The organism is Streptomyces sp. NPDC033845 (genome assembly GCF_055576225.1).
Genome location: NZ_JBVIRI010000012.1, coordinates 255,558 through 279,734 on the forward strand (window position 1 = coordinate 255,558; position 24,177 = coordinate 279,734).

The 24,177-nt window shown below is 71.4% G+C and carries 23 protein-coding genes and 1 pseudogene; 8 read left to right on the forward strand and 16 right to left on the reverse strand.

The features are described from left to right. The 5 genes from argS (at position 1) to ACZ50K_RS25595 (ending at position 5,210) form a co-directional block, all read left to right on the forward strand. Positions 1–1,782 carry an arginine--tRNA ligase gene (gene argS, locus ACZ50K_RS25575; protein ID WP_468907213.1) on the forward strand — a complete coding sequence of 594 codons (1,782 nt, stop codon included), beginning with the start codon at positions 1–3 and terminating at the stop codon, positions 1,780–1,782. A gap of 149 nt (positions 1,783–1,931) precedes the next feature. After that, a complete protein-coding gene (locus tag ACZ50K_RS25580) occupies positions 1,932–2,684 on the forward strand; it encodes a VOC family protein (protein WP_468907275.1) in 753 nt (250 codons plus the stop codon). A 381-nt stretch (positions 2,685–3,065) separates the two neighbouring features. Then, positions 3,066–3,986, forward strand: a complete 921-nt coding sequence (locus ACZ50K_RS25585) for a YncE family protein (RefSeq protein ID WP_468907216.1) — start codon at positions 3,066–3,068, stop codon at positions 3,984–3,986. Between the two features lie 145 nt (positions 3,987–4,131). After that, positions 4,132–4,956: a helix-turn-helix domain-containing protein gene (locus ACZ50K_RS25590; protein ID WP_468907219.1), complete on the forward strand. Its 825-nt coding sequence runs from the start codon at positions 4,132–4,134 to the stop codon at positions 4,954–4,956. After that, positions 4,953–5,210, forward strand: coding sequence for a DUF397 domain-containing protein (locus tag ACZ50K_RS25595; protein ID WP_468907221.1), 258 nt, complete (start codon positions 4,953–4,955; stop codon positions 5,208–5,210). The genes ACZ50K_RS25590 and ACZ50K_RS25595 overlap by 4 nt, the downstream gene beginning before the upstream one ends. Here ACZ50K_RS25595 and ACZ50K_RS25600 read toward each other — a convergent pair. The 8 genes from ACZ50K_RS25600 to ACZ50K_RS25635 all read right to left on the reverse strand — a co-directional run bounded on the left by ACZ50K_RS25600 (position 5,192) and on the right by ACZ50K_RS25635 (position 13,727). After that, positions 5,192–5,464, reverse strand: a complete 273-nt coding sequence (locus tag ACZ50K_RS25600) for a DUF1876 domain-containing protein (RefSeq protein ID WP_468907223.1) — start codon at positions 5,462–5,464, stop codon at positions 5,192–5,194. The two genes, ACZ50K_RS25595 and ACZ50K_RS25600, sit on opposite strands and share 19 nt — an antisense overlap. A gap of 41 nt (positions 5,465–5,505) precedes the next feature. After that, positions 5,506–6,507, reverse strand: coding sequence for a porphobilinogen synthase (hemB, locus tag ACZ50K_RS25605; RefSeq protein WP_468907226.1), 1,002 nt, complete (start codon positions 6,505–6,507; stop codon positions 5,506–5,508). 42 nt (positions 6,508–6,549) lie between these two features. Then, positions 6,550–7,941, reverse strand: coding sequence for a HEAT repeat domain-containing protein (locus ACZ50K_RS25610; protein ID WP_468907229.1), 1,392 nt, complete (start codon positions 7,939–7,941; stop codon positions 6,550–6,552). A gap of 194 nt (positions 7,942–8,135) precedes the next feature. After that, positions 8,136–9,803 (reverse strand): bifunctional uroporphyrinogen-III C-methyltransferase/uroporphyrinogen-III synthase, encoded by a 1,668-nt coding sequence (locus ACZ50K_RS25615; RefSeq protein WP_468907232.1) that lies wholly within the window; start codon positions 9,801–9,803, stop codon positions 8,136–8,138. Continuing rightward, complete coding sequence (gene hemC, locus ACZ50K_RS25620; protein ID WP_468907234.1) at positions 9,800–10,768, reverse strand: hydroxymethylbilane synthase; 969 nt, start codon at positions 10,766–10,768, stop codon at positions 9,800–9,802. Before hemC ends, ACZ50K_RS25615 begins: the two co-directional genes overlap by 4 nt. Then, positions 10,765–12,474 (reverse strand): glutamyl-tRNA reductase, encoded by a 1,710-nt coding sequence (locus ACZ50K_RS25625; protein WP_468907236.1) that lies wholly within the window; start codon positions 12,472–12,474, stop codon positions 10,765–10,767. The genes hemC and ACZ50K_RS25625 overlap by 4 nt, the downstream gene beginning before the upstream one ends. Continuing rightward, the gene (locus ACZ50K_RS25630; RefSeq protein ID WP_468907238.1) at positions 12,471–13,304 is read right to left on the reverse strand and encodes a redox-sensing transcriptional repressor Rex; all 834 of its coding nucleotides are present in this window, start codon (positions 13,302–13,304) and stop codon (positions 12,471–12,473) included. Before ACZ50K_RS25630 ends, ACZ50K_RS25625 begins: the two co-directional genes overlap by 4 nt. 144 nt (positions 13,305–13,448) lie before the next feature. Next, entirely contained in the window at positions 13,449–13,727 is a 279-nt protein-coding gene (locus ACZ50K_RS25635; protein WP_468907240.1) for a glutaredoxin family protein, read from the reverse strand. Between the two features lie 95 nt (positions 13,728–13,822). Between ACZ50K_RS25635 and ACZ50K_RS25640 the strand changes: the two genes are divergently transcribed. The 3 genes from ACZ50K_RS25640 to ACZ50K_RS25650 all read left to right on the forward strand — a co-directional run bounded on the left by ACZ50K_RS25640 (position 13,823) and on the right by ACZ50K_RS25650 (position 17,314). After that, the gene (locus tag ACZ50K_RS25640) at positions 13,823–14,776 is read left to right on the forward strand and encodes an HAD family hydrolase (RefSeq protein ID WP_468907242.1); all 954 of its coding nucleotides are present in this window, start codon (positions 13,823–13,825) and stop codon (positions 14,774–14,776) included. Between the two features lie 308 nt (positions 14,777–15,084). Then, positions 15,085–15,891 (forward strand): ECF subfamily RNA polymerase sigma factor, BldN family, encoded by an 807-nt coding sequence (locus ACZ50K_RS25645; protein WP_468907243.1) that lies wholly within the window; start codon positions 15,085–15,087, stop codon positions 15,889–15,891. 196 nt (positions 15,892–16,087) lie between these two features. Continuing rightward, the gene (locus ACZ50K_RS25650; RefSeq protein WP_468907245.1) at positions 16,088–17,314 is read left to right on the forward strand and encodes a DUF5667 domain-containing protein; all 1,227 of its coding nucleotides are present in this window, start codon (positions 16,088–16,090) and stop codon (positions 17,312–17,314) included. A 54-nt stretch (positions 17,315–17,368) separates the two neighbouring features. On the opposite strand, the gene ACZ50K_RS25655 is transcribed toward ACZ50K_RS25650, so the two are convergent. From ACZ50K_RS25655 to ACZ50K_RS25690, 8 genes and pseudogenes are all read right to left on the reverse strand, one after another. Further along, positions 17,369–18,382 (reverse strand): lysophospholipid acyltransferase family protein, encoded by a 1,014-nt coding sequence (locus ACZ50K_RS25655; protein ID WP_468907246.1) that lies wholly within the window; start codon positions 18,380–18,382, stop codon positions 17,369–17,371. Beyond that, positions 18,382–19,446: pseudogene (locus ACZ50K_RS25660) on the reverse strand (NAD-dependent epimerase/dehydratase family protein); the annotation flags it as partial. The pseudogene ACZ50K_RS25660 and the gene ACZ50K_RS25655, both read right to left, overlap by 1 nt. Before the next feature lie 83 nt (positions 19,447–19,529). Then, entirely contained in the window at positions 19,530–19,628 is a 99-nt protein-coding gene (locus ACZ50K_RS25665) for a 30S ribosomal protein bS22 (protein ID WP_003948845.1), read from the reverse strand. 141 nt (positions 19,629–19,769) lie between these two features. Continuing rightward, entirely contained in the window at positions 19,770–19,979 is a 210-nt protein-coding gene (locus tag ACZ50K_RS25670; protein WP_162688852.1) for a helix-turn-helix domain-containing protein, read from the reverse strand. Between the two features lie 141 nt (positions 19,980–20,120). Further along, a complete protein-coding gene (locus tag ACZ50K_RS25675; protein WP_468907248.1) occupies positions 20,121–20,936 on the reverse strand; it encodes a phosphatase in 816 nt (271 codons plus the stop codon). 87 nt (positions 20,937–21,023) lie between these two features. Next, positions 21,024–22,193 carry an acetoin utilization protein AcuC gene (locus ACZ50K_RS25680; RefSeq protein ID WP_468907250.1) on the reverse strand — a complete coding sequence of 390 codons (1,170 nt, stop codon included), beginning with the start codon at positions 22,191–22,193 and terminating at the stop codon, positions 21,024–21,026. Continuing rightward, the gene (locus ACZ50K_RS25685) at positions 22,144–23,379 is read right to left on the reverse strand and encodes an MFS transporter (RefSeq protein ID WP_468907277.1); all 1,236 of its coding nucleotides are present in this window, start codon (positions 23,377–23,379) and stop codon (positions 22,144–22,146) included. Before ACZ50K_RS25685 ends, ACZ50K_RS25680 begins: the two co-directional genes overlap by 50 nt. A 30-nt stretch (positions 23,380–23,409) precedes the next feature. After that, entirely contained in the window at positions 23,410–24,072 is a 663-nt protein-coding gene (locus ACZ50K_RS25690) for an HAD family hydrolase (RefSeq protein ID WP_468907252.1), read from the reverse strand. Positions 24,073–24,177: the final 105 nt, after the last annotated feature.

A 24,177-nucleotide genomic window follows, 5' to 3' on the forward strand; every position in this document is an offset into this window, starting at 1 on the left:
ATGGCCTCGGTCCCTTCCCTCGCCTCGACCGTCAACCAGCGCGTCGCGGACGCCCTCGCCTCCGCCCTGCCGGAGGCCGGTGCCGCCGTCGACCCGCTGCTGCGACGCAGCGACCGGGCGGACTTCCAGGCGAACGGCATCCTGGCGCTCGCGAAGAAGGCCAAGGCCAATCCGCGCGAGCTGGCGGCGACCGTGCTGGACGCCCTGGACAAGGGCGGGGTCATCGCGGACATCGAGGTGTCCGGGCCGGGCTTCCTGAACATCTCGGTGGCCGACCGGGCGATCGTGGAGACCCTGGCGGCGCGGGCCGCGGACGACCGGCTCGGGGTGCCGTTCTCGGCGTCCGCGGGCACCACGGTGATCGACTACGCGCAGCCGAACGTGGCCAAGGAGATGCACGTCGGCCATCTGCGGTCCGCGGTGATCGGTGCCGCGATGGTCGAGATCCTGGAGTTCACCGGCGAGACGGTGGTCCGCAGGCACCACATCGGCGACTGGGGCACCCAGTTCGGCATGCTCATCCAGTACCTGATGGAGCACCCGCACGAGCTGGACCACGAGGGCGCGGACGCGGGCGCGGAGGTCTCCGGCGAGGAGGCCATGTCCAGCCTGAACCGGCTCTACAAGGCCTCCCGAGCGCTGTTCGACTCCGACGAGGAGTTCAAGACCCGGGCCCGGGCCCGGGTGGTGGACCTCCAGGCGGGCGAGGAGCGGACCCTCGCCCTGTGGCAGCGGTTCGTGGACGAGTCGAAGATCTACTTCTACTCGGTCTTCGACAAGCTGGACATGGACATCCAGGACCCGGACATCGTCGGCGAGTCCGGCTACAACGACATGCTGGTGGAGACCTGCCGGCTGCTGGAGGAGTCGGGGGTCGCGGTCCGCTCCAACGGCGCGCTGTGCGTGTTCTTCGACGAGTACAAGGGCCCCGACGGCAACCCGACCCCGCTGATCGTGCAGAAGTCGGACGGCGGTTTCGGCTACGCGGCGACCGACCTGTCGGCGATCCGCGACCGGGTCGGCAACCTGAAGGCGAGCACCCTGCTGTACGTGGTGGACGCCCGGCAGTCGCTGCACTTCAAGATGGTCTTCGAGACCGCCCGGCGGGCCGGCTGGCTGAACGAGGACGTGAAGGCGGAGCAACTGGCCTTCGGCACGGTCCTCGGCAAGGACGGCAAGCCGTTCAAGACCCGTGAGGGCGAGACGGTGCGGCTGGTGGACCTGCTGGACGAGGCGGTGGACCGGGCGACCGCGGTGGTGCGGGAGAAGGCCGAGAAGGTCGGCCTGTCCGAGGAAGAGATCGTGGAGAACGGCCGGTACGTGGGCATCGGCGCGGTGAAGTACGCCGACCTGTCGACCTCCGCCGCCCGGGACTACAAGTTCGACCTGGACCAGATGGTCTCGCTGAACGGCGACACCTCGGTGTACCTCCAGTACGCGTACGCCCGGATCCGGTCCATCCTCCGCAAGGCGGGCGACCGGTCCCCGGCCGCGCACCCGGAGCTGGAGCTGGCCCCGGCGGAGCGGGCGCTGGGCCTGCACCTGGACTCCTTCGGCGAGCTGATCGGCGAGGCGGCCGCCGAGTACGCCCCGCACAAGCTGGCGGCCTACCTGTACCAGCTGTCCTCGCTGTTCACGACGTTCTACGACCAGTGCCCGGTGATCAAGCCGGAGCCGGCTCCCGAGGTCGCCGAGAACCGCCTGTTCCTGTGCGAGCTGACCGCCCGCACCCTCTCCAAGGGCATGTCCCTGCTGGGCATCCGCACCCCCGAGAAGCTCTGAGGCACCGCTGCGGCGAATCACTCGAACGGATCGATTCCGGGTGGTTTGTCCGGGTAGGGGGGTTGGGTCCTTCCCCCCTACCCGTGGGAGCGCCCGTGCCCGACAAGAACGGCCCCTACAAGGCCGGCACCCCCTGCTGGATCGATCTGATGGTCCCCGACCAGCAGGCCGCGCTCGACTTCTACCGCGACCTGTTCGGCTGGCAGGGCGAGGTGGGCCCGCCGGAGACCGGCGGATACGCCGTCTGCACGCTCAAGGGCCGGCCGGTCGCCGGAATCATGCGGGCGAGCAACCCGGACGGCACCGTCCCGGACCCGATGCCCCCGGTCGCCTGGACGACCTACCTCGCCACCGACAACCTGGACGGCGCCCTGCGCGACGCGACGGCCGCCGGCGGCACGCCCCTCTTCGACGCCATGGACGTGATGGACCTCGGCCGGATGGCCGTGGTCGCCGACCCGACGGGCGCGGTGTTCGGCCTGTGGGAGGCGGGGTCCTTCGACGGGGCCGGCATCGTCAACGAGCACGGCGCGCTGATCTGGAACGAGCTGGCCACCGGCGACCCGGCGGCGGCGAGGGCCTTCTACGAGGCGGTGCTGCCGGTCTCCACCGGCCCCTCGGAGATGGAGGGCGCCGGGGACTACGTCGAGTTCCAGGTCGGCGGCCGGGCCGTGGCCGGGATGATGGACCTGGCCAAGATGCCGCCGGGCGTCCCCGCGCACTGGATGGCGTACTTCAACGTGGACGACCCGGACAGCGTGGTCGACGCGGCGGTCCGCGCCGGCGCCAGCGTCCTCGCCCCGCCCTTCGACATGGTCGCGGGCCGCATGGCGGTCCTCGCCGACCCGCAGGGCGGCGTCTTCTCGGTGATCCGGGCGCACGCCCCCGAGCAGCCCTCCTAATCCCCGTACGGCGAGGGGCCGGACCGAGCCGCTGATCACGGCCGATCCGGCCCGCGCACCGTGCCCCGGAGGCACTCCGTCGCGAATCCCCGGACCCCCGGAGCCATTTAGGGGTGCCCTAAGGGGGCACCCCCCGTGCCCCCGGTAACGGCTCCTTCTAGTTTTGCCTACGCCGCACCCATTGGGGCCACCGAAGCAGGTTCACGGATCGGGAATGTGGGGACTGAAATGCTCTACTCACGCAAGAGTAACGCCTCGAGGATACAGCGAATACTGACGGCCTCTTGCGCCGCCGCCTGCCTGACGCTCACGCTGACGCAACCGGCACACGCAAGCGAATGGGACATTTACGTAACGGCGGGAACCAACAAGCTGCACCGCTTGGAGTCCGGCACCCTCCAGAACCTCGGAACCTTGGACGGAGTCGGGGCGGGTGGTTACTGGAGCAGCGCCATGTCACCGGACGGCACACGGATCTACGCGCCCAGGAGAACCCTTGCGGGCGGGTTCATGGACGTGTTCGACACGGCCACCAACACGAAGGTCACGCAAATCCCGTCCAACGTCATCGACTCCTTCAATGGGACCGTATCCAACAGCACCCATGTTTATTCGGTGGCCCAGGAAGCAGGTCAGTGGCAGATCGAGGCGTTCTCCCTGGCAACCAACACACTCACGGGAAAGATCCCCGTACATTCCTACTCCTTGAAGATGAGGCCCCAAGGGGACTACCTGTTCGCCAGCGCATTCAATCAGATTTCCATGATTGACACGGCAACGAACACCGTCGTTGCAACCTTCCAGGCGCCCGGCGTCCGATTCATGGAATTCAATCCGGATGGAACGAAGATTTACGCCTCCAGCCACAGCGACGGATTGATCAGGGTCATCGACATCGCTACCCAGCAGATCACGGTGGCACTCGACCTCAACAAGCCCGGAGACAGGGCCTATCCGAGGTCCATGGCTTTCAAGGGAAATACCTTCTATGTGGTGGACAGCAAACAGCAGATCTGCCACACCGAGGAGGAGCACCCGAAGGTCACCGTGGTTGACCTGACCACGAACACGGTGACACAGACGATAAAATTCGACGGAACCACCCCCGGGAACAATTACAAGTGCCCCGACAATATCCGTATGCACGCCTCCGGCAGGCAGTTCTACGTAACCGCAACAGGGCTGGGAGCACCCACTGACGGGACACGGAAGAGCCTTCTCGAATTCGACACCACCGACAACTCGCTGAAGAAGTCGGTCACTTTGCCCGTCCAGAACATCACCGGGTTCACCATCAAGTAGGTCTCGTAACAGGCCAGGCTGCCGGGACCAGGCGTCCACCGCCCGGGTCCGCGCCCACCGGTCGGGGCCACGCGCGGACCCCGACCGGAGTTTCTGTACGGGTCGGGGACGGCTACTTCGGGGCCCGGGTGGGGAGTTCCTCCCCATGCCACCGAGGAAACGGGCGCGGCCCAATGCGACGGCGATGCGGATGGTCGGCAGCCAGGTGGCCGCCGCCCGGATCGCCAAGCGGATGACCCAGCGCGAACTCGGCGAGGCGGTCGGTCTCCACGAGGAGACCATCGCCTCCATCGAGCAGGGCAGACGCGTCCTGATGCCGGACGTGGCCGCCCACATGGACCGGGTCCTCGGCCTGCCGGGCTTACTGACCGTCGCGGCGGAGAACGTACCCCTCGTGGACATGTTCCCGCCGTGGGCCGAGCCGCTGATCGAGCTGGAGAAGACCGCACTGGCTCTGTCCTCGTACCAGAACCAGGTAGTTCCGGGGCTGCTTCAGACCGAGGCTTACGCGGAGGCGGTGTTCCGGAGCCGGATCCCGCTGTTCACGGAGGAGGAGATCGCGGATCAGACCGCAGCCCGGCTGGGCCGTCAGCCGGTGCTGCGCCGCAAGGATCCGATGCTGGCCAGCTTCGTCATATGGGAACCGGCCCTGCACTCCCCGCTGGGCGGCCCCGAGGTGCACCGGGAGCAGCTCCGCCACCTGCTGGAATGCTCCCGGCTGCCCGGGGTCACCATCCAGATCCTGCCGATGGACCGGGTTGCCCACCCGGCCCTCGACGGCCCCTTCGTCCTGCTGGAGACGCCGAAACGGCAGTACCTCGGCTATGTGGAGAGCCAGCGCGGAAGCCAGCTGGTCACCGACCCCGACGAGTTCGGCATCCTGGCACAGAAGTATGCGATGCTCCGGACACAGGCCCTCAACCCCGAGGAAACCAGGGACCTGTTGAACCGGCTGCTAGGAGATCGATGAGCACCAGCACCGCACTGAAGTGGTTCAAGTCCAGCTACAGCGGCAGTGAAGGCGGCGACTGCCTCGAAGTGGCCGTCGAATGGCGCAAGTCGTCCTACAGCGGCAGCGACGGCGGGAACTGCGTGGAGATGGCCGTCTGCGGCGCGGCCGAGGCCGAGCGGGTGCACGTGCGGGACTCCAAGGTTCCGCACGGGCCCAGCCTCACCCTCTCGCCCGCGTCCTGGACCCACCTCGCTCAGTGGGTCAGCGGGTAGGAGTGCCGGCCCGAGACCTCGTCGATCTCCGCGTGCGCCTTCTGGAGCAGCTGGGACGCGAGGTCCATGAGCGTGCGGGCGCCGGCGATCTCCTCGCCGACCCTCAGCTGCTCCGGGTCGGACGGGTGGCGCATGGCGTAGCCGCGCGCCCTCATCTCGCTGCCGTCGGGCAGCCGGAGCAGGGCCACCGCACCCGTGCGGTCGCCCTGCTCGTCGAACTCCAGCTCCACGTGCCAGCCTGCGAGCGTGGACATGTAGACCACCTCCTGCACTCCAGGGTGCGCCGTGGTGGCCGTCAGCGCTCGTCGCGCAGCCAGCCGGCGACCTCGGTCGCCCAGTAGGTGAGGATCGTGTCCGCGCCGGCCCGCTTGATGCCGGTGAGGGTCTCCAGGATGGCGCGGTCGCGTTCCACCCAGCCCTTCTCGGCGGCCGCCTCGATCATCGCGTACTCGCCGCTGATCTGGTACGCGGCGACCGGGACGTCCACGGCCTGGGCGACCCGGTAGAGGATGTCGAGGTAGGGGCCGGCCGGCTTGACCATGACCATGTCGGCTCCCTCCTCCAGGTCCAGGGCCAGCTCGCGCAGGGATTCGCGGGCGTTGGCCGGGTCCTGCTGGTAGCTCTTGCGGTCGCCCTGGAGCGAGGAGGCGACGGCCTCGCGGAAGGGGCCGTAGAAGGCGGAGGAGTACTTGGCGGTGTAGGCGAGGATCGCGACGTCCTCGTGGCCGGTCTCGTCCAGGGCGTCCCGGACGACTCCGACCTGACCGTCCATCATCCCGCTGGGGCCGACCACGTGGACGCCCGCGTCGGCCTGGACCTGGGCCATCTCGGCGTAGCGCTCCAGGGTGGCGTCGTTGTCCACCCGGCCGTGCTCGTCCAGGACGCCGCAGTGGCCGTGGTCGGTGTACTCGTCCAGGCACAGGTCCGACATGATCACCAGGTCGTCGCCGACCTCGGAGCGGACGTCGCGGATGGCGAGCTGGAGGATGCCGTCGGGCTCGGTTCCGGCGGTGCCGAGGGCGTCCTTGTTCTCGTCGGCCGGGACGCCGAACAGCATGATCCCGGAGACTCCGGCGGCGACCGCCTCCACGGCGGCCTTCCGGAGGGTGTCGCGGGTGTGCTGGACGACGCCCGGCATCGCCGAGATGGCGAGCGGCTCGCTGATGCCCTCGCGGACGAAGGCCGGCAGGATCAGGTCCGAGGGGTGCAGGCGGGTCTCGGCGACCATCCGCCGCATCGCCGGGGTGGTCCGCAGCCGACGGGGCCGCGAGCCGGGGAACGATCCGTACGTGCTCATCTTCAGTCGCCTTCTCCACCAGACAGCTCTGTCGGGGCAAGCCTAGGGCGTGTGCGGAGGCCGGGGTGTCGCGGCGGTGCGGTCCTGCCAGTGCCACAGTGCCCTCAGACGGCCGTCGTGCTCGTACCGTTCGCCGAGCGGGCCGGCCAGCTCGAAAGCGCGGGCGGTGCGCGGATCGTCCCGTTCGGCGAGGCCGTAGGCACCGGTCAGGCGCAGCTCCTGGTCCTCATCGCGCAGGAGGTCCGCCAGCAGCGCGGTTACCTCCGCGCCGCGGTCAGGGCCCGAGGCCAGGGCGTACCCGGCGGCCCGGCGGACCTCCGGGTCGCCGTCGCGCACCAGGCCGAGGAGCAGCCCGACGGTGGCGGCGGCGGAGCCGTCCAGCCGCCCCAGCACCCCGGCCGCGGTGCCCCGCACCCCGGCGTCCGGGTCCGCGCACAGCGTCCGGAGCAGCGCGAGGTCCGCCGCGGTCGCCGGCCGGTCCACGATCTCCAGGCAGTACGGCACCTCGCGGCGCACCCGGGCGTCGGGGTGCCCGGCGTGGCGGTGTCCCAGCTCGGGGAGCACGGGGCGCTGGCCGTCGCCCAGGAAGTCGAGGAGCGCGGCGAGCACCCCGCCGTCGGCCTCCCGGGCCGCCCACTCCTCCAGCAGCGGACCCTCCGCCTTCGCGTAGTAGCCGGAGTTGCCGCTGAAGCTCGCGAGGACGTCCCGTAGGGAGACGTAGTCGATCACGACCATCCGGTGGGCCGGGGAGGGGTGGTCGCGGTAGGACAGCACCGCCTCCCAGGTGTCCTTGCTGCGCCGCTGCGAGAGCACGTGCCGGACCTCCGACCGGTCGGTGTGGCAGGGGTCGTCCCGGCGGGCGGCCCGCTCCACCAGCTCCGCCACCGGCGGCAGCACCCGGAACGCCCACTCCAGGACGGTCAGCACCGCCCCGTGGCCGTCCCGCACCAACCGGCCGCCGAGGCGGATCTCCTCCATGGCGGTCCAGTCGACCTCCACCGGCACGGTCCGTGCCGGGCCCGCCGCCCCGGTGCGGCGCCGGAGCTCCGCCTCGGCCCCGGTCTCGTACCAGTGGCGGGCCGCGGCCAGCAGCCGCTCCCGTTCCCCGGCCGGCACCCGCACCGCAGGATCCTCGCCGAGGACGGCCGACACCACCGGGGCGCAGCCGCCCTCGACGGCCCGCAGCAGCGGGGTGGTGCCGTCCGGCAGGACCCGGTCCGGGTCGGCTCCGGCCTCGACGAGCGCCGCGGCGGCCTCCACCGCGTACGCCTGGACGGCCGCGCACAGCGGGGGCAGTCCGTCCGGTCCGGGCCCGTCCGGGTCCGCGCCCGCCGCCAGCAGGGCGAGGACCCGCTCGGCGTCCCCCGCCCTTGCCGCCGCCTCCAGCGCACCGGCCCCCGTACCCGTATCCGCGCCCGTGTCCGTATCCGTCATGCGTGCTCCCCCTCCGTCGCCCGGCCGCGATCATGACCGGCCCGGCCTCCGGGCACAACGGGATTACGGACCACCCGACCCCGCGGCGGGGCGGGCGCAGGAGGTCGGCCCGGACGCACAGAACGGGCCCGGGTGCGCTGTGCACCCGGGCCCGCCCGTTCCTCCGGATCCGCCGGCTAACCGGCCCGGACCCCTCACGTCGTACGACGGCGGCGTGCGCCCGGCCGCCGCTCGCTGGGCCGGAACACCGTCTCCCCGGCCTGCTTGGCCGCCTCGCGGCGCGCCGCGCCGTACTCGGCGAGGGCCTCCGCCAGCTTCGACACGCTCGGCTCCGGCGACAGCACGTCCACCCGGAGCCCGTGCTCCTCGGCGGTCTTCGCGGTCGCCGGGCCGATACACGCGATGACCGTCACGTTGTGCGGCTTGCCCGCGATCCCGACCAGGTTCCGCACCGTGGACGAGGAGGTGAAGAGCACGGCGTCGAAGCCGCCGCCCTTGATCGCCTCACGGGTGTCGGCCGGCGGCGGGGACGCGCGCACGGTCCGGTAGGCCGTGACGTCGTCCACCTCCCAGCCGAGCTCTATCAGCCCGGCCACCAGGGTCTCCGTGGCGATGTCCGCACGCGGCAGGAACACCCGGTCGATCGGGTCGAAGACCGGGTCGTAGGGCGGCCAGTCCTCCAGCAGCCCGGCCGCGGACTGCTCGCCGGAGGGCACCAGGTCCGGCTTCACACCGAACTCGACCAGCGCGGCGGCCGTCTGCTCGCCCACCGCGGCCACCTTGATGCCCGCGAAGGCCCGGGCGTCCAGCCCGTACTCCTCGAACTTCTCCCGGACCGCCTTGACGGCGTTGACCGAGGTGAAGGCGATCCACTCGTAGCGGCCCGTCACCAGGCCCTTGACCGCGCGCTCCATCTGCTGAGGGGTGCGCGGCGGCTCCACGGCGATGGTGGGCACCTCGTGCGGCACCGCGCCGTAGGAACGCAGCTGGTCGGAGAGCGAGGCGGCCTGTTCCTTCGTCCGCGGAACCAGCACCCGCCAGCCGAACAGCGGCTTCGACTCGAACCAGGAGAGGTCCTCGCGGCGGGCCGCCGGGTGGTGCTCACCGACCACGGCTATCACCGGCCGGCCGCCCTCGGGCGAGGGGAGCACCTTGCCCTGCTTGAACACCTGGGCGATGGTCCCCAGAGTGGCGCTCCAGGTCCGCTGCCGTGTCGTGGTGCCCGCCACCGTGACCGTCAGCGGGGTGTCCGCCTTGCGGCCGGCCGACACCAGCTCGGCGGCCAGCGCCGACACCGTCTCCAGCGTGGCCGACACCACCAGGGTGCCGTCGCTGGCCCCGGCCTCGGTCCAGCAGCGGGCGGTGGCCGTCCGGGCGTCCAGGAAGCGGACGTCCGTGCCGCTCCTGTCGCGCAGCGGCACACCCGCGTACGCGGGGACACCGACCGCCGTCGCGACGCCCGGCACCACCTCGAAGGGGATGCCCTCGGCCGCGCAGGCCAGCATCTCCTCGGTGGCGCTGCCGTCCAGTCCGGGGTCGCCGGTGACCGCACGGACCACCCGCCTGCCGGTGCGCGCGGCCTCCATGACAAGATTGGCCGCGTCCCGGATCACCGGCACCCCGGCGGCGGCTGACGCTTCGTCAGCTACCGTCAGCTGTGGTGTGTCCACGCCCGTGCGCGCGTGCGTCCGGACGACGTCGAGCACCTCGGGCTCCGCGATCAGCACGTCCGCCGACGAGAGCGCCTCGACGGCGCGCAGCGTCAGCAGACCCGGATCGCCGGGGCCGGCGCCCAGGAAGGTGACGTGTCCGTGGGCGGCGGGAGCCGGAAACGCGGAGGGGTTGAGACTTGAGGGGTTCAAAGGGATCGCTCCCCCATCAGACCGGCCGCGCCCTTGGCCAGCATCTCGTCCGCGAGTTCGCGGCCGAGCGCCATGGCCTCGTCGTACGACTGGGGCACGGGTCCGGTGGTGGACAGCTGCACCAGCGTCGAGCCGTCGAGGGTTCCGACGACGCCGCGCAGGCGCATTTCGTTGACAATCTGCCCGTCGGCCAACAGGTCGGCGAACGCTCCCACGGGCGCGCTGCAGCCGGCCTCCAGGGCGGCGAGCAGGGATCGCTCGGCGGTCACGGCGGCCCGGGTGTACGGGTCGTCGAGCTCACCGAGCGCGGCGATCAGGTCCACGCTGGACGCGGGACATTCGACCGCCAGTGCCCCCTGGCCGGGGGCGGGCAGAACATGGTCGACCGACAGCAGGTGGGTCGCCTCGTCGCGGCGCCCGATCCGGTTGAGACCGGCCGCCGCCAGGACCACCGCGTCCAGTTCGCCGTCGCGCACGAACTGGATGCGGGTGTCGACGTTGCCGCGGATCGGCACCGTCTCGACGGTCTTGCCGAGGCTGCGGGCGTACGCGTTCAGCTGCGCCATCCGGCGCGGCGAACCGGTGCCGACCCGGGCCCCGTCGGGAAGCTCCTCGAACCGGAGTCCGTCCCGGGCCACCAGCGCGTCCCGGGGGTCCTCGCGCTGCGGCATCGCCGCGACCACCAGGTCCTCGGGCTGCGTCGTCGGCAGGTCCTTCAGCGAGTGCACGGCGAAGTCGACCTCACCGCGGAGCAGGGCGTCGCGCAGTGCGGTGACGAACACCCCGGTTCCGCCGATCTGCGCCAGGTGCTCGCGCGAGACGTCGCCGTACGTGGTGATCTCCACCAGTTCGACCGGCCGGCCGGTGATCTTCCGGACCGCCTCGGCCACGTGCCCGGACTGGGACATCGCCAGCTTGCTGCGGCGCGTGCCGAGCCGGAGGGGCTGGTCCAGCCGTGTGTTCATGATGCCCGTCCTGAGTCGTGGTTCTGGTCCGCCCGGCCGACGGACGCCACCGTCTGCGGGTCGAGGTCGAAGAGTTCGCGCAGCGCGTCGGCGTAGCCGGCGCCACCGGGTTCGCTCGCCAGCTGCTTCACCCGCACCGTCGGCGCGTGCAGCAGCTTGTCGACGACCCGCCGTACCGTCTGGGTCACCTCGGCCCGCTGCCGGTCGTCGAGCTCCGGCAGCCGGCCGTTGAGCCGGGTCACCTCTCCCGCGACGACCTCCGCGGCCATCGCCCTCAGGGCAACCACTGTGGGCGTGATGTGCGCCGCGCGCTGGGCGGCACCGAAAGCCGCCACCTCATCCGCCACTATCGCGCGCACCGCGTCCACATCCGCGGCCATCGGCGCGTCGGCGCTGGCCTCGGCCAGGCTTTCGATGTCGACCAGCCGCACCCCGGGGAGCCGGTGGGCCGCCGCGTCGATGTCCCGGGGCATGGCGAGGTCCAGCAGGGCCAGACGCACCGGCACCGCCTCGTCGCACTGCGCCCGGCCGACCCGCTTGGGCATCCGGATCGCGGCGGCCTCGCCCTGGTCGGCCCAGGTCCCGTGGAGTTCCAGGGAGTTCGCGTCCACCCCGGTCAGCGCGGCCCGCCCGTCGGCGGTCCGGGCCGGGTCGGCGGCCAGGCTGTCCAGTCCGACCGGACAGCCGTCCGGGTCCACGGCCGTGCTGATGGTCCGCGCGGCCCCGGCGTCGGCGATCCGCCCGCCGGCCTGCGCCATCTCCGCCAGCTTCGCGAGCACCGCCGAGTCCAGCCCGGCCGGCACCGCTTCCGGCTCGGCCGGGGTGACGGGCGCGGGCTCCGGGGCGGGGACTCGGGAGCCGGGGAGCAGCGGACCGCCCCCGGCCACGGCCGAGGCCACGTCGTCCCCGGTGAGCACCAGCCCGGTCGCGCCGGTGCAGGACACCACCACGTCGACTCGTGTCAGCTCGTCCGCGACCCCGCTGATCGGGACGGCCCGTGCGGCGGCCCCCGCGGCCCCGAGGATCTCCACCAGCCGCTCGGCCCGCTCCGCGGTCCGGTTGGCCACGACCACCTCGGCCACCCCGACCCGCGCCAGCGTCGCCGCGGCCAGCGAGGACATCGAGCCGGCGCCGATCACCAGCGCCCGCTTCCCGGCCGCCCAGGCGTCCACCGGCTCGCGCGCGGCCAGCTGCTCCAGCCCGAAGGTGACGAGCGACTGCCCGGCCCGGTCGATGCCGGTCTCGCTGTGCGCCCGCTTGCCGACCCGCAGGGCCTGCTGGAACAGGTCGTTGATCAGCCGTCCGGCGGTGTGCAGGTCCTGCGACAGCGCCAGCGCGTCCTTGATCTGCCCGAGGATCTGGCCCTCGCCCACGACCATCGAGTCCAGTCCGCAGGCCACCGAGAACAGGTGGTGCACCGCCCGGTCCTCGTAGTGCACGTACAGGTAGGGGGTGAGCTCCTCCAGGGCCACCCCGCTGTGCTGGGCGAGCAGGGTGGACAGCTCGGCGACACCGGCGTGGAACTTGTCCACGTCGGCGTACAGCTCGATCCGGTTGCAGGTGGCGAGCACCGCCGCCTCGGCCGCCGGCTCGGCGGCGAGGGTGTCGTGCAGCAGCTTGATCTTGGCGTCCGCGTGCAGCGAGGCGCGCTCCAGGACGCTCACCGGCGCGCTGCGGTGGCTCAGTCCCACGACGAGGAGGCTCATGCCGGCATCACCGCCGGCACATCACCCTCCGGACCGCCCTTGCGGGGCGCGGCGGCGGTACGGGCGGAGGGCGGCACCGGGGCGCCCGCGCCGGGCGCGCCCAGGGCGGTGCCGCCGCCCGGCGCCGGCTCGGCGGCCTGGTCCCCGGCGGCGGCCGCGGCGGCCTCCTCGCCGGCCTTGCGCTGCTCGTGGAAGGCGAGGATCTGGAGCTCGATGGAGAGGTCCACCTTCCGCACGTCCACGCCCTCGGGCACGGACAGGACGGTGGGCGCGAAGTTCAGGATGGAGGTCACACCGGCGGCGATCAGCCGCTCGCTGACCTGCTGGGCGGCGCCGGCCGGGGTCGCGATGACCCCGATCGAGACGCCGTTCTCCTCGATGATCTTCTCCAGCTCGTCGGTGTGCTGCACGGGCATGCCCGCCACCGGCTTCCCGGCCATGGCCGGGTCGGCGTCGATGAGCGCCGCGACCCGGAAGCCGCGGGAGGCGAAGCCGCCGTAGTTGGCGAGGGCCGCGCCCAGGTTGCCGATGCCGACGATGACGACCGGCCAGTCCTGCGTCAGGCCCAGCTCGCGGGAGATCTGGTAGACGAGGTACTCGACGTCGTAGCCGACGCCCCGGGTGCCGTAGGAACCCAGGTAGGAGAAGTCCTTGCGGAGCTTCGCGGAGTTCACTCCGGCGGCCGCGGCGAGCTCCTCCGAGGACACCGTGGGCACCGATCGCTCGGAGAGCGCGGTGAGGGCGCGCAAGTACAGCGGAAGCCTGGCGACAGTGGCCTCGGGAATGCCTCGGCTGCGGGTCGCCGGTCGGTGAGTTCGGCCAGTTGCCACGATGCTCCTGCGGGATGAGCGGGGCTGCAGGCGGCCGCTTGTCCCAGGACCGCCCCGTCGAATGCAGGCTATGTCTTTGTGAACGCGTGCACAAAGATTGTGTCCGCTTTGTCCGAGCAAAGTGACCGGGGTCACGCGAGTTCCTCAGGCCCTCAGCGCGCCGCGCAGCCGGTCGGGGTTCACCCGCCAGAAGGTGTGCTGTTCACCGTCGATCAACACCACCGGAATCTGCTCCCAGTGGAGCCGGTAGAGCTCCTCGTCCTGAGAAATGTCCTTCTTCTCCCATTTGGCGCCGGTTTCAGCACAGATTTTCTCGATCACTTCCTGGGCCTCGTCACACAGATGGCAGCCGGGCTTCCCGATCAGCGTGACCATCCGCTCCCCGGGACCCTTCTTTTCCTTACGACGCAGCAAAGGACTCATGCCCCCATTCTCCCGCGCCGGATCGGAGCGAAGTGTTAACGGATCCGTTTCCCCACGGTTCGAGGCCCACCGAACACAGTGGCTATGCTCGCGTCATGGCCGCTCTGGGATGGCTCACCCCCCGTAGGCGCTCCGCCACCGCGCGCAGCGTGCTGGCAGGCGAGGCCTCCGCCGAGGCCGCCCGCAAGTCCGCGCTGGACCCGGAGGCGGACCTCCCCGACCTCGCGGAGGCGGAGGAGCCCGAGGAGACCGAACCGGAGGAGTTCCCGGTCGCCGGGGACGACCTCGCCGCCGCCTTCTTCGACCTCGACAACACCGTGATGCAGGGCGCCGCGATCTTCCACTTCGGCCGCGGGCTCTACAAGCGCGAGTTCTTCCAGCGCCGCGAGCTGGCCCGGTTCGCCTGGCAGCAGGCCTGGTTCCGGCTGGCCGGGGTCGAGGACCCCGAGCACATGCAGGACGCCCGGGACAGCGCCCTCTCCATCGTCAAGGGCCACGAGGTCTCCGAGCTGATGGCCATCGGCGAGGAGATCTACGACGAGTACATGGCGGAGCGGATCTGGCCCGGCACCCGGGCCCTGGCCCAGGCGCACCTGGACGCCGGCCAGAAGGTCTGGCTGGTCACCGCCGCCCCGGTGGAGACCGCCACCATCATCGCCCGCCGGCTCGGCCTGACCGGCGCCCTGGGCACCGTCGCCGAATCCGTGGACGGGGTCTACACCGGCCGCCTGGTCGGCGAGCCCCTGCACGGCCCGGCCAAGGCCGAGGCGGTGCGCGCCCTGGCCGCCGCCGAGGGCCTGGACCTCGCGCGCTGCGCCGCGTACAGCGATTCGCACAACGACATCCCGATGCTGTCGCTGGTCGGACACCCGTACGCGATCAATCCCGATACGAAACTGCGCAAGCATGCCCGCGCCCAGGACTGGCGGCTGCGCGACTACCGCACCGGCCGCAAGGCCGTGAAGGTCGGCGTCCCGGCCGCCGCCGGGGTCGGCGCGCTGGCGGGCGGGGCCGCGGCCGCCATCGCCCTGCACCGCCGCCGCAAGTAGCCGTACGGCCGGTCCCGCAGTCTTCCCGCCCCGAGGGGGCGGTACTCGGCCATGCCCGGATCGGCCACAACAGGCCCCGGAAGCATCCATTCCGAGCGGAAAAACGATCAACAATCGATCACGGACTGCGACCGAATATGCCCTCGACACGCAACAGAAGTGTCGGAAGCGATGATTTTCGCAACTGGGTGTAGCGCTGCCTGTACGAAGCGTTATTCTCCTCAAACGCATGCCGCCGCCCATCTGTCGCCACGACGGGTGAACGGTCCCGCACTGCACGTGATGGAAGCTCTGCCTCTGGGAGTCCCGTGTACCCACCTGTCGGGGTTGACGCCTCGGGCCTGGCTACGCTGCGCGCAACGGTCATCGACCAGCTGCGCGGCTTCGTCCCCACCGCGTACGCCGTCCCCGCCTTCGCCACCGCGGTCCCGGCCGGTATCGGCCCGGCCGGACCTTGCTACGCCCTGACCGACGGCGGGGCCACGGTGGGCAGACGCGGCCGTTCCGGCGGCGCCTCCGGGAACGGCGGAACCGGCACCGCCGCCCGCCGCCCCACCGCGGACAGCGACAGCGCCCGCATGATGGACCTGGTCGAACGGGCCCAGGCCGGCGAGGCCGACGCCTTCGGCCGCCTGTACGACCAGTACAGCGACACCGTGTACCGGTACATCTACTACCGGGTGGGCGGCAAGGCCACGGCGGAGGACCTCACCAGCGAGACCTTCCTGCGCGCCCTGCGCCGCATCTCCACCTTCACCTGGCAGGGCCGCGACTTCGGGGCCTGGCTGGTCACGATCGCCCGGAACCTGGTCGCCGACCACTTCAAATCGAGCCGGTTCCGGCTCGAAGTGACCACCGGCGAGATGCTCGACGCCAACGAGGTCGAACGCAGCCCCGAGGACTCCGTCCTGGAGTCCCTCTCCAACGCCGCCCTGCTCGAAGCCGTCCGCAAGCTCAATCCCCAGCAGCAGGAATGCGTGACCCTGCGCTTCCTGCAAGGACTCTCGGTCGCCGAGACCGCCCGGGTCATGGGGAAGAACGAGGGCGCCATCAAAACCCTCCAATACCGGGCGGTCCGGACCCTGGCCCGCCTGCTCCCGGAAGACGCCCGCTGAGTCACCCCATGTCGCTGTGGTCCGATCATCCTTCGTCCGTAACCCAACTGCCGCGCCGCTCGTTGTGCGGAATGCAGGCTCCCTGTGGACACGCCCTGCCCGAAGCCAGTCACTCGAAAGTGTGGATGCGCTCAAGGAAGGCAACCTTCCGGACACCCCGGGGAGTCGATCGTCATGACGAGAGGAGGTGCCGCCAGTGATCGCGAACGTTTCCACCCACCGGCGGGCGAACGCCTTCGCCCAGGCCCTGGAGGATCGGACCCCGTCCGACCTTGCTGATCCGGAGCCGGCGGCCGAGCAGTCCGAGGCACCTGCCGAACCTGCCGAACCCGCCGAGCACAACCGGTTGTTGGCCCTGGCGAACGTGCTCGGCGAACGTATGCCGCGCCCGGAGCTGGACGCCGAGGTCAAAGTGGTGCAACGAGCACAGCTCGTCGCCGCCATGGAGGCCATGGTGATGGAGGAGAGGGCCGGGGGCGGTGCCGCCTCGGACCCTCTGGTGCCCGAACAGCGGACCGGCCGCGGCGCCCACCGGGCGAGCCCGCTCCGGAAATTGCGGCCCCGCTCCCGCTGGTCCAAGGGCATCGCAGCGGGCGGCCTCACGGTCGGTGTGGCCGCGGGAGCCTTCAGCGGAGTGGCCGCTGCCAGTTCCGACGCCCTGCCGGGTGACTCCCTCTACCCCGTGAAACTCGGGATGGAGGACCTCAAGCTCGGCATGGCCGACGACGACTCCGACAGGGGCGAGCTCTACCTCACCCAGGCCTCCACCAGGCTGTCGGAAGCGCGCCGGCTGATGGAGCGCGGCAAGACCGGCCAGCTGGACCACGAGGACCTGAGCGAGATCCGCCGCGCCCTGAACGGCGTCAGACACGACGCCACCGAAGCCCACCGACTGCTCCAGTCGGCCTACGAACGGGACGGCTCCCTCGGCCCCATCCAGGCCCTGACCGCCTTCTCCCGCTCCCACCGCGACGCCTGGGGCAAACTCCGCGAGAAGCTCCCGCCGCAACTCGGCGACATGGGCGAACAGGTCTCCTCGGTGTTCCAGGCCATAGACGATGACGTCGCCCCCCTGCAGAGGCTGCTCCCCAAGCCGCCCGAGCAGAGCCGCGGCACCTCGCCGGCCCCCGGCAGCACCCAGCAGCGGCCCGGCAGCACCACCCGCGCCCCGGGCAGCCCGCCCTCGGCCACACCCGGACAGAGCACCCCCGCCCCGACCGGCCCCACCGCCGACCGGAGCAAGGAGTCCGACCCCACCGGACTGCTCCCCGGCGACCCCGGAGACCTGCTCAAGCCGCCCCTGGAGAACATCCAGCCGGACCCGGCGCCCAGCACCGGGGAACCCGAGCCGGACATCACCCTGCCGCCGCTGCTCCCCGGACTCCTCCCGGGGCTCGGCATCAGCCAGGAAGACGTGGACTGAGCCACCGTCCGGCGGCGGGACACCTCCCGCCGCCGGATCTCAGCAGCACAGGCCTCAGAAGAACACCGAACGCCGCTGCACCAGCAGCTTGTAGAGCGTGTGCTGTATCTGCTCCCGGACCTGATCCGTCAGATTGAACATCAGCATCGGATCCTCCACCGCCTCCGGCGCATACCCGTCCGTCGGAATCGGCTCCCCGAACTGGATCGTCCACTTCGTCGGCAGCGGAACCGCCCCCAGCGGCCCCAGCAGCGGGAACGTCGGCGTGATCGGGAAGTACGGCACCCCCAGCAGCCGCGCCAGCGTCTTCGCGTTGCCGATCATCGGGTAGATCTCCTCCGCCCCCACGATCGAACAGGGCACGATCGGCGTGCCCGCCCGCAGCGCCGTGGAGACGAACCCGCCCCGGCCGAACCGCTGGAGCTTGTACCGCTCGCCGAACGGCTTCCCCAGCCCCTTGAAGCCCTCCGGCATCACCCCCACCAGCTCCCCGGCCTCCAGCAGCCGCTGCGCGTCCTCCGCACAGGCCAGGGTGTGCCCCGCCTTCCGGGCCAGCTCGTTGACCACCGGCAGCATGAACACCAGGTCCGCGGCCAGCAGCCGCAGATGCCGCTGCGCGGGATGCCGGTCGTGCACCGCCACCTGGAGCATCAGCCCGTCCAGCGGCAGCGCCCCCGAGTGGTTCGCCACGATCAGCGCACCACCCTCGGCGGGGATGTTCTCCATCCCCTTCACTTCCACCCGGAAGTACTTCTCGTACAGCGGCCGCAGCAAGGTCATCAGGACCTCGTCGGTGAGCTCCTTGTCGTACCCGAAGTCATCGACCTCGTACTCACCGGTGAGCCGCCGGCGCAGGAACGCCAGCCCGCCGGCGATCCGCCGGTCCCAGCCAGCCGCCCCGGCCGGCCCCGCGGGTCCGGCGGGCTCGGCGGGCTCCGGGGAATCCACCGGATCCGGCTCGGGCGCCGCCACCGGCTCCACCGGCGGGACCGCCCGCACCCTGCGGCCGCCGGCCGGACGCTTGCGCGGACGGTCCTCGTCGAACGGAATGACCTTGGCGTCCGCCACTATCGCTGCGCTCCCTCTTCACGTACCGCGGAATCTTCCAGCAAACCCGCCACCCGGTCGACCGCCCGGCCCACCCGGTCCGGCGGCAACAGCCCGCCGCCCCGGCTCCGCGCGAAGTCCGCGAAGGTCTCCGCCGTCGTGTAGAGCGGGTCGAAGCCGAGGACCTGGCGCATCTGCGCGGTCTCCACGACCCGGCCGTGGGTCAGCAGCCGGATCTGCTCCGGCGAGAAGTCCGTGACCCCCACCGCCCGCAGCGCCGAACCCACCCAGGTGACGGCCGGCAGCAGCAGCGGCAGCGTGGGCCGCCCCAGCCGCCGCGCGCACTGCGACAGCAGCAGCACCCCGTCCCCGGCGATGTTGAAGGTCCCGCTGTTCAGGGTCCCCGGCCGGGGCGCCCGGGAGGCCAGCCGGAGCACGTCCAGCACATCGTCCTCGTGGACGAACTGCAGCCGCGGGTCATAGCCCAGCACCGTGGGCAGCACCGGGATCGAGAAGTACTCGGCCAGCGGCGAATCCGCCAGCGGCCCCAGGATGTTCGCGAACCGCAGCACGCACACCGCCACATCGGGCCGGCGCCGCGCGAAGCCCCGCACATAGCCCTCGACCTCGGCCGCGTCCTTGGCGAACCCGCCCGCCGGCAGCGCCTTCGGCTGCGCCGTCTCCGGGAACACCGCCGGGTCCTTGGCCGCGCCCCCGTACACACCGGTGCTCGACTTCACCACCAGCCGCTGGACCGTGGGCGACTTCTGGCAGGCACCCAGCAGCTGCATAGTGCCGATGACGTTGGTCTCCTTGACGGTGCTGCGCGCACCCCCGCCGATCCCCGCACCGCCCCCGGTGACCGCCAGGTGCACCACCGTGTCCACCGCGTGCTCGGCGAGCACCCGGGCGATGGCCGACTGCCGGATGTCCGTCCGGACGAACTGGGCCGAGCCCAGATGCGGCGGGGCCACGGAGTCCACCGCGATGACCCGCTCCACCTCGGGGTCCCGCTGCACCCGGCGCACGAATCGGGCCCCCAGCTGCCGGGCAGCCCCGGTGACGAGCACGACCTTCCCCACGAGCCCAGCGCCTCCCTAGTCCGCCTGCACCACAGCCCCCCCACCATGATGGTGGAGGGGCTGCGGAGTACACGTACAGCTACCGTTTACTTCTTGTTACGGCGCTGGACGCGGGTGCGCTTGAGCAGCTTGCGGTGCTTCTTCTTAGCCATCCGCTTGCGCCGCTTCTTGATAACAGAGCCCACGACTACCCTCGCTCACTTCTCGGAACATCCCCGCACGAGGCGGGGATCGGTGCGGGGCGTCTGGGCCCACACGACCTACGTCGGCCTAGCCTACCCGCCCGAGCTCCGAGCTTGTAATCCGCAGGCAACCCGATGTCCGCCTCAGGCCGACTCCACCCCCACAAATGACTCACGGAGGTACTCATGGACCGCGTTCTCGGGGACCCGGAAGGACCGGCCCACCCGGATCGCGGGCAGATGGCCGTTGTGCACCAAGCGGTACACGGTCATCTTCGACACTCGCATCACCGAGGCGACCTCCGCCACGGTCAGGAACTGAACCTCACTGAGAGGCCTCTCGCCAGCAGCCATGACACACCTTGACCTTCCGCGCATGACGGGGCACCGGCTTCCCCTCCGGTTACTCCACGTCGTCGCACGCTCACTCCCCAGATTAGGGGCGGGTGATGCGAGTGGGGAAGAGGTGTTGCAGCCACCGGACGCACGGAACGGTTACCCCGACAAACTGACCCTGTCCAGGACATAGCGGGTGAGCGGCCGGTAATAGTCGGAACGGACGGCGTCATCAAGCGGAACGGCCACCGACACACTGCCCTCGGCTTCCCCGACGAACAGCGCCGGATCATCCGTATCCGCCAGCCCGATGGCCTCGAATCCCAGCTGACCTGCTCCGCAGACCCACCCGTGGTCCCCCACCACGAGTTCCGGCAGCGGCCCGCCGGCCTCCGCCAGCGCCCCCAGGGCGATCCGAACCGGCAGCGGGGAATGGGAGTGTGCGCCGGTGGCACCACCGGGCCCCCGCGCGCCGGGTTCCCGCACCAGAGCGACCCCCCGTACGTAATCGAGGCTGTACCTGCGTACGCCGAACCGGGACGCCATGTCGACATCACGCCCCTGCGCCGGGGTGAGGACGACACATCCCGCCGCCGACAGCGCCTCGGCCAAACTGACGTAGAACCCCAGGAGCCGATGCGGATGCCCGGTCCCGAACAGCACCGGGGCACGCGCCGCCACCACCCGCCGCAGCCGGCCCGCGAACGCCTCCAGTGCCGCCAGGGTCCGCTCCGGGTCGATCACGTCCGGGCCGCTGACGTGCGAGGGGTCCGAGGAGACCCCGCACTTGTCGGCCATCAGCCGGATCAGATCCCGCTCCTCCCAGCCCCGTTCCGGGTCGAGCCCGAGCAGCACCCGCGGATCCCGCGCCGCGAACAACCGGTAGCTCCGCAGGCTCTCCTCCCGGGAGGTGGCCACGGGACCGGCCAGCCGGGCCGCCAGCAGATGCGCACGCAGGGCGCCGGTGCTCAACACCCTCCGATGCTCCCGCAACAGAACTGAATGATCATCAATTCCCGGGAACAGCCCCACAGTTGGCCTAATCCGGACGGCAGCGGCCGGTCAGACCAGCATCCCGCGGAGCGGGAAGACCGCCCGCCGGGTCGCCAGCACGGCCTGGTCGGTGCGGTCGGCCGGATCGTAGCCGTCCTCCCAGTCCCGCCACTGGGGGGTCCGTCCGTCCGTCATCCTGCCCGGGGCCAGCTGCCGGGTCAGCGCGTACACCTGGTCCCGCCAGGAGGAGGGCACCAGGGTCTCCGGGGCCACCGGCCGGTGCCCGGCGATGGCCACCAGATGGGTCCAGGACCGCGGCACCACGTCGGCCACCGCGTAACCGCCGCCGCCCAGCGCCAGCCAGCGCCCGTCCGCGTACCGGTGCGCCAGCTCGTGGCAGGCCTCCTGCACGGCCCGCTGGGCGTCCAGGGAGACCGCCAGGTGCGCGAGCGGGTCCTCGAAGTGGGTGTCGGCCCCGTGCTGGGTCACCAGCACCTGAGGCCGGAAGTCGGCGAGCAGCTCGGGCACGGTGGCGTGGAAGGCCCGCAGCCAGCCCTCGTCACCGGTCCCGGCGGGCAGCGCCACGTTCACCGCGGATCCCTCGGCGTCCGGGCCGCCGGTCTCCTCCGGCCAGCCGGTCTGCGGGAACAGGGTCCTCGGGTGCTCGTGCACCGACACGGTCAGCACCCGCGGGTCGTCCCAGAAGGCCGCCTGCACCCCGTCCCCGTGGTGCACGTCCACGTCCACGTAGGCGATCCGCTCGGCGCCGAGCTCCAGCAGCCGGGCGATGGCCACCGAGGCGTCGTTGTAGACGCAGAACCCGGCGGCCCCGCCGGGCATGGCGTGGTGGAGTCCGCCGGCGAAGTTCACGGCGTGCTCGGCCTCGCCCCGCCAGACCGCCTCGGCCCCCGCCACGGACTGTCCGGCGATCAGCGCGGCGGCCTCGTGCATCCCGTGGAACGCCGGATCGTCCACGGTGCCCAGCCCGTAGGACCCGTCGGCGGCGCCCGGATCGGCGGACAGCTCCCGCACGGCGGCCACGTAGTCCTCACGGTGGACCAGCCGCAGCGTGGAGTCACCGGCCGGTTTGGCAGCCCGCACCTCCAGCACGCGCTCCAGGCCGAAGGCGCGGACCAGTCCCATGGTCAGCGCCAGACGCACCGGATCCATCGGATGGCCGGGCCCGAAGTCATACTTCGTTACCGCCTCGTCCCACATCAACAACCCGCGGCCGCTCATGCCCGACACCGTATCGGGCCGGTTCCGTGCCGAACGAGCGGGCGTACCCCAGCGTCACCAGGACCAGCAGCATGGGCACGAGCATCGCCCCCCGGTAGCTCCAGGCGTCGCCGAGCGCCCCCACCAGAGGGGATCCGACCAGGAACCCCACGTAGTTGAAGATGTTCAGCCGGGCGATCGCCCGGTCGGAGTCCCCGGGGAAGAGCCGGCCGGCCGCGGCGAAGGTCTGCGGCACGATCACGCACAGCCCGAGGCCGAGCAGGGTGAACCCCAGCATCCCCACCCAGGCGCCGGGGGCGAGCGCCACCACCGCGAAACCGCCGGCGGCCAGCAGGGTCCCGCCGCGGACCACGGACACCGCCCCGAACCGGCGTACGCCGAGGTCTCCGACGGCCCGCCCCAGCAGGGTGGTCACCATGTAGAGGTTGTAGGGGACGGTGGCGAGCTGCTCGGAGCTGCCCAGGACGTCCTGGAGGTACTTGGCGCTCCAGTTGGAGACGGTGGAGTCCCCGATGTAGGCACAGGCCATCACCAGGCAGAGCGGCAGCAGCAGCCGCAGGGACCGCCCGCCGGCATCCCCGGTGCCGGTGTCCCCACGGATGGAGTCCGTGTCGTCCGCGTCGTCCGCGTCCCGGTAGAAGCGGCTGCCGGCCAGGGCCAGCGGCAGCAGCAGGGCCACGGCGGGGAAGTAGGACGCGAACAGGGAGAGGTGCCAGTGGGCGCCGGCCCAGGCGGCGGAAGCCCCGACGATCCCGCCGAGGCTGTAGGCCGCGTGGAACCCCAGCATGATGCTGCGGCCGTAGGCCCGCTGGAGGCTGACCCCGAGCATGTTCATCGAGGCGTCCAGCCCGCCCACGGCCAGTCCGAACGCGGCCAGCGCGCAGGCCACCTGCCAGAGCCCGCTGCCGGCCCCGACCCCGAGGAGCGCCAGCAGCACCAGCGGCTGGGACCACCGCAGCACCGCGCTCGGCGGCACCGTCCGCACCAGCTTCTCGGTGACCACGCTGGCCACCCCGGCGAGGACGGGCACGGCGGCGAGGAAGGCGGGCAGCAGGGCGTCCGATATCCCGTACCGGTCCTGGATGGCCGGGATCCGTGTCACCAGCAGGGCGAAGGTCACGCCCTGCACGAAGAAGCTGAACCCCAGCGCCCCGCGGCCGCGCCGCAGCATCGCCGTTTCCGTCATGGTCATGGCGGCACAGCGTAGGCCCGGCGGCTACCGGTGGGTAGAGATCAGACCGAGAAGTTCCGGGAGCTCGGCCATCTCCCGGAAGTGGCCGCTGGCGCCGGCGAGGGTCTCGGCGCTCGTCATGGCGGTGAACCCGTACACGTCCATCCCGGCGGCCACGGCGGCCTGCACTCCGAGCCGGCTGTCCTCGACGACCACGCACTTCTCGGGGGCGACGCCCATCTCCCGGGCGGCGTGCAGGAACAGGTCGGGGGCGGGCTTGCCCTTGCCCACGTCCTGGGCGCTGAAGACCAGTTCGTCGGGGAACCAGCGGGTCAGTCCGGCGGCACGGTGTCCGACCCGGATCCGCTGGTGGCTGCCGGAGGAGGCGAGGCAGTACCGCACTCCCCCGGCGACCAGCGCGTCGAGGAGTTCGACCACGCCTTCCACGGGCCGCAGTTCCCGCTCGAAGGCGGCGAAGGTCCGTGCGTGGAGGGTCTGGTCGAACTCGGCCGGCAGCCGCTGTCCGGTGCGCTCGTGGACGAGGTCGTGCACCCGGTGCACGGCGGCACCCATGTAGTCGCGGAGCGAGTCCTCGTACGAGGTGGGGTGCCCGAGTTCGGTCAGGTAGCCGGCCAGGATCGTGTTGGCGACCGGTTCGCTGTCGACCAGCACACCGTCGTTGTCGAAGATCACGAGTTCATAGGTCATACACCGACCCTAAACGCAGAAAAGCCCCGCACCATTTAAGGTGCGGGGCTTCCCCACAATGATTGTTCGGCGGCGTCCTACTCTCCCACAGGGTCCCCCCTGCAG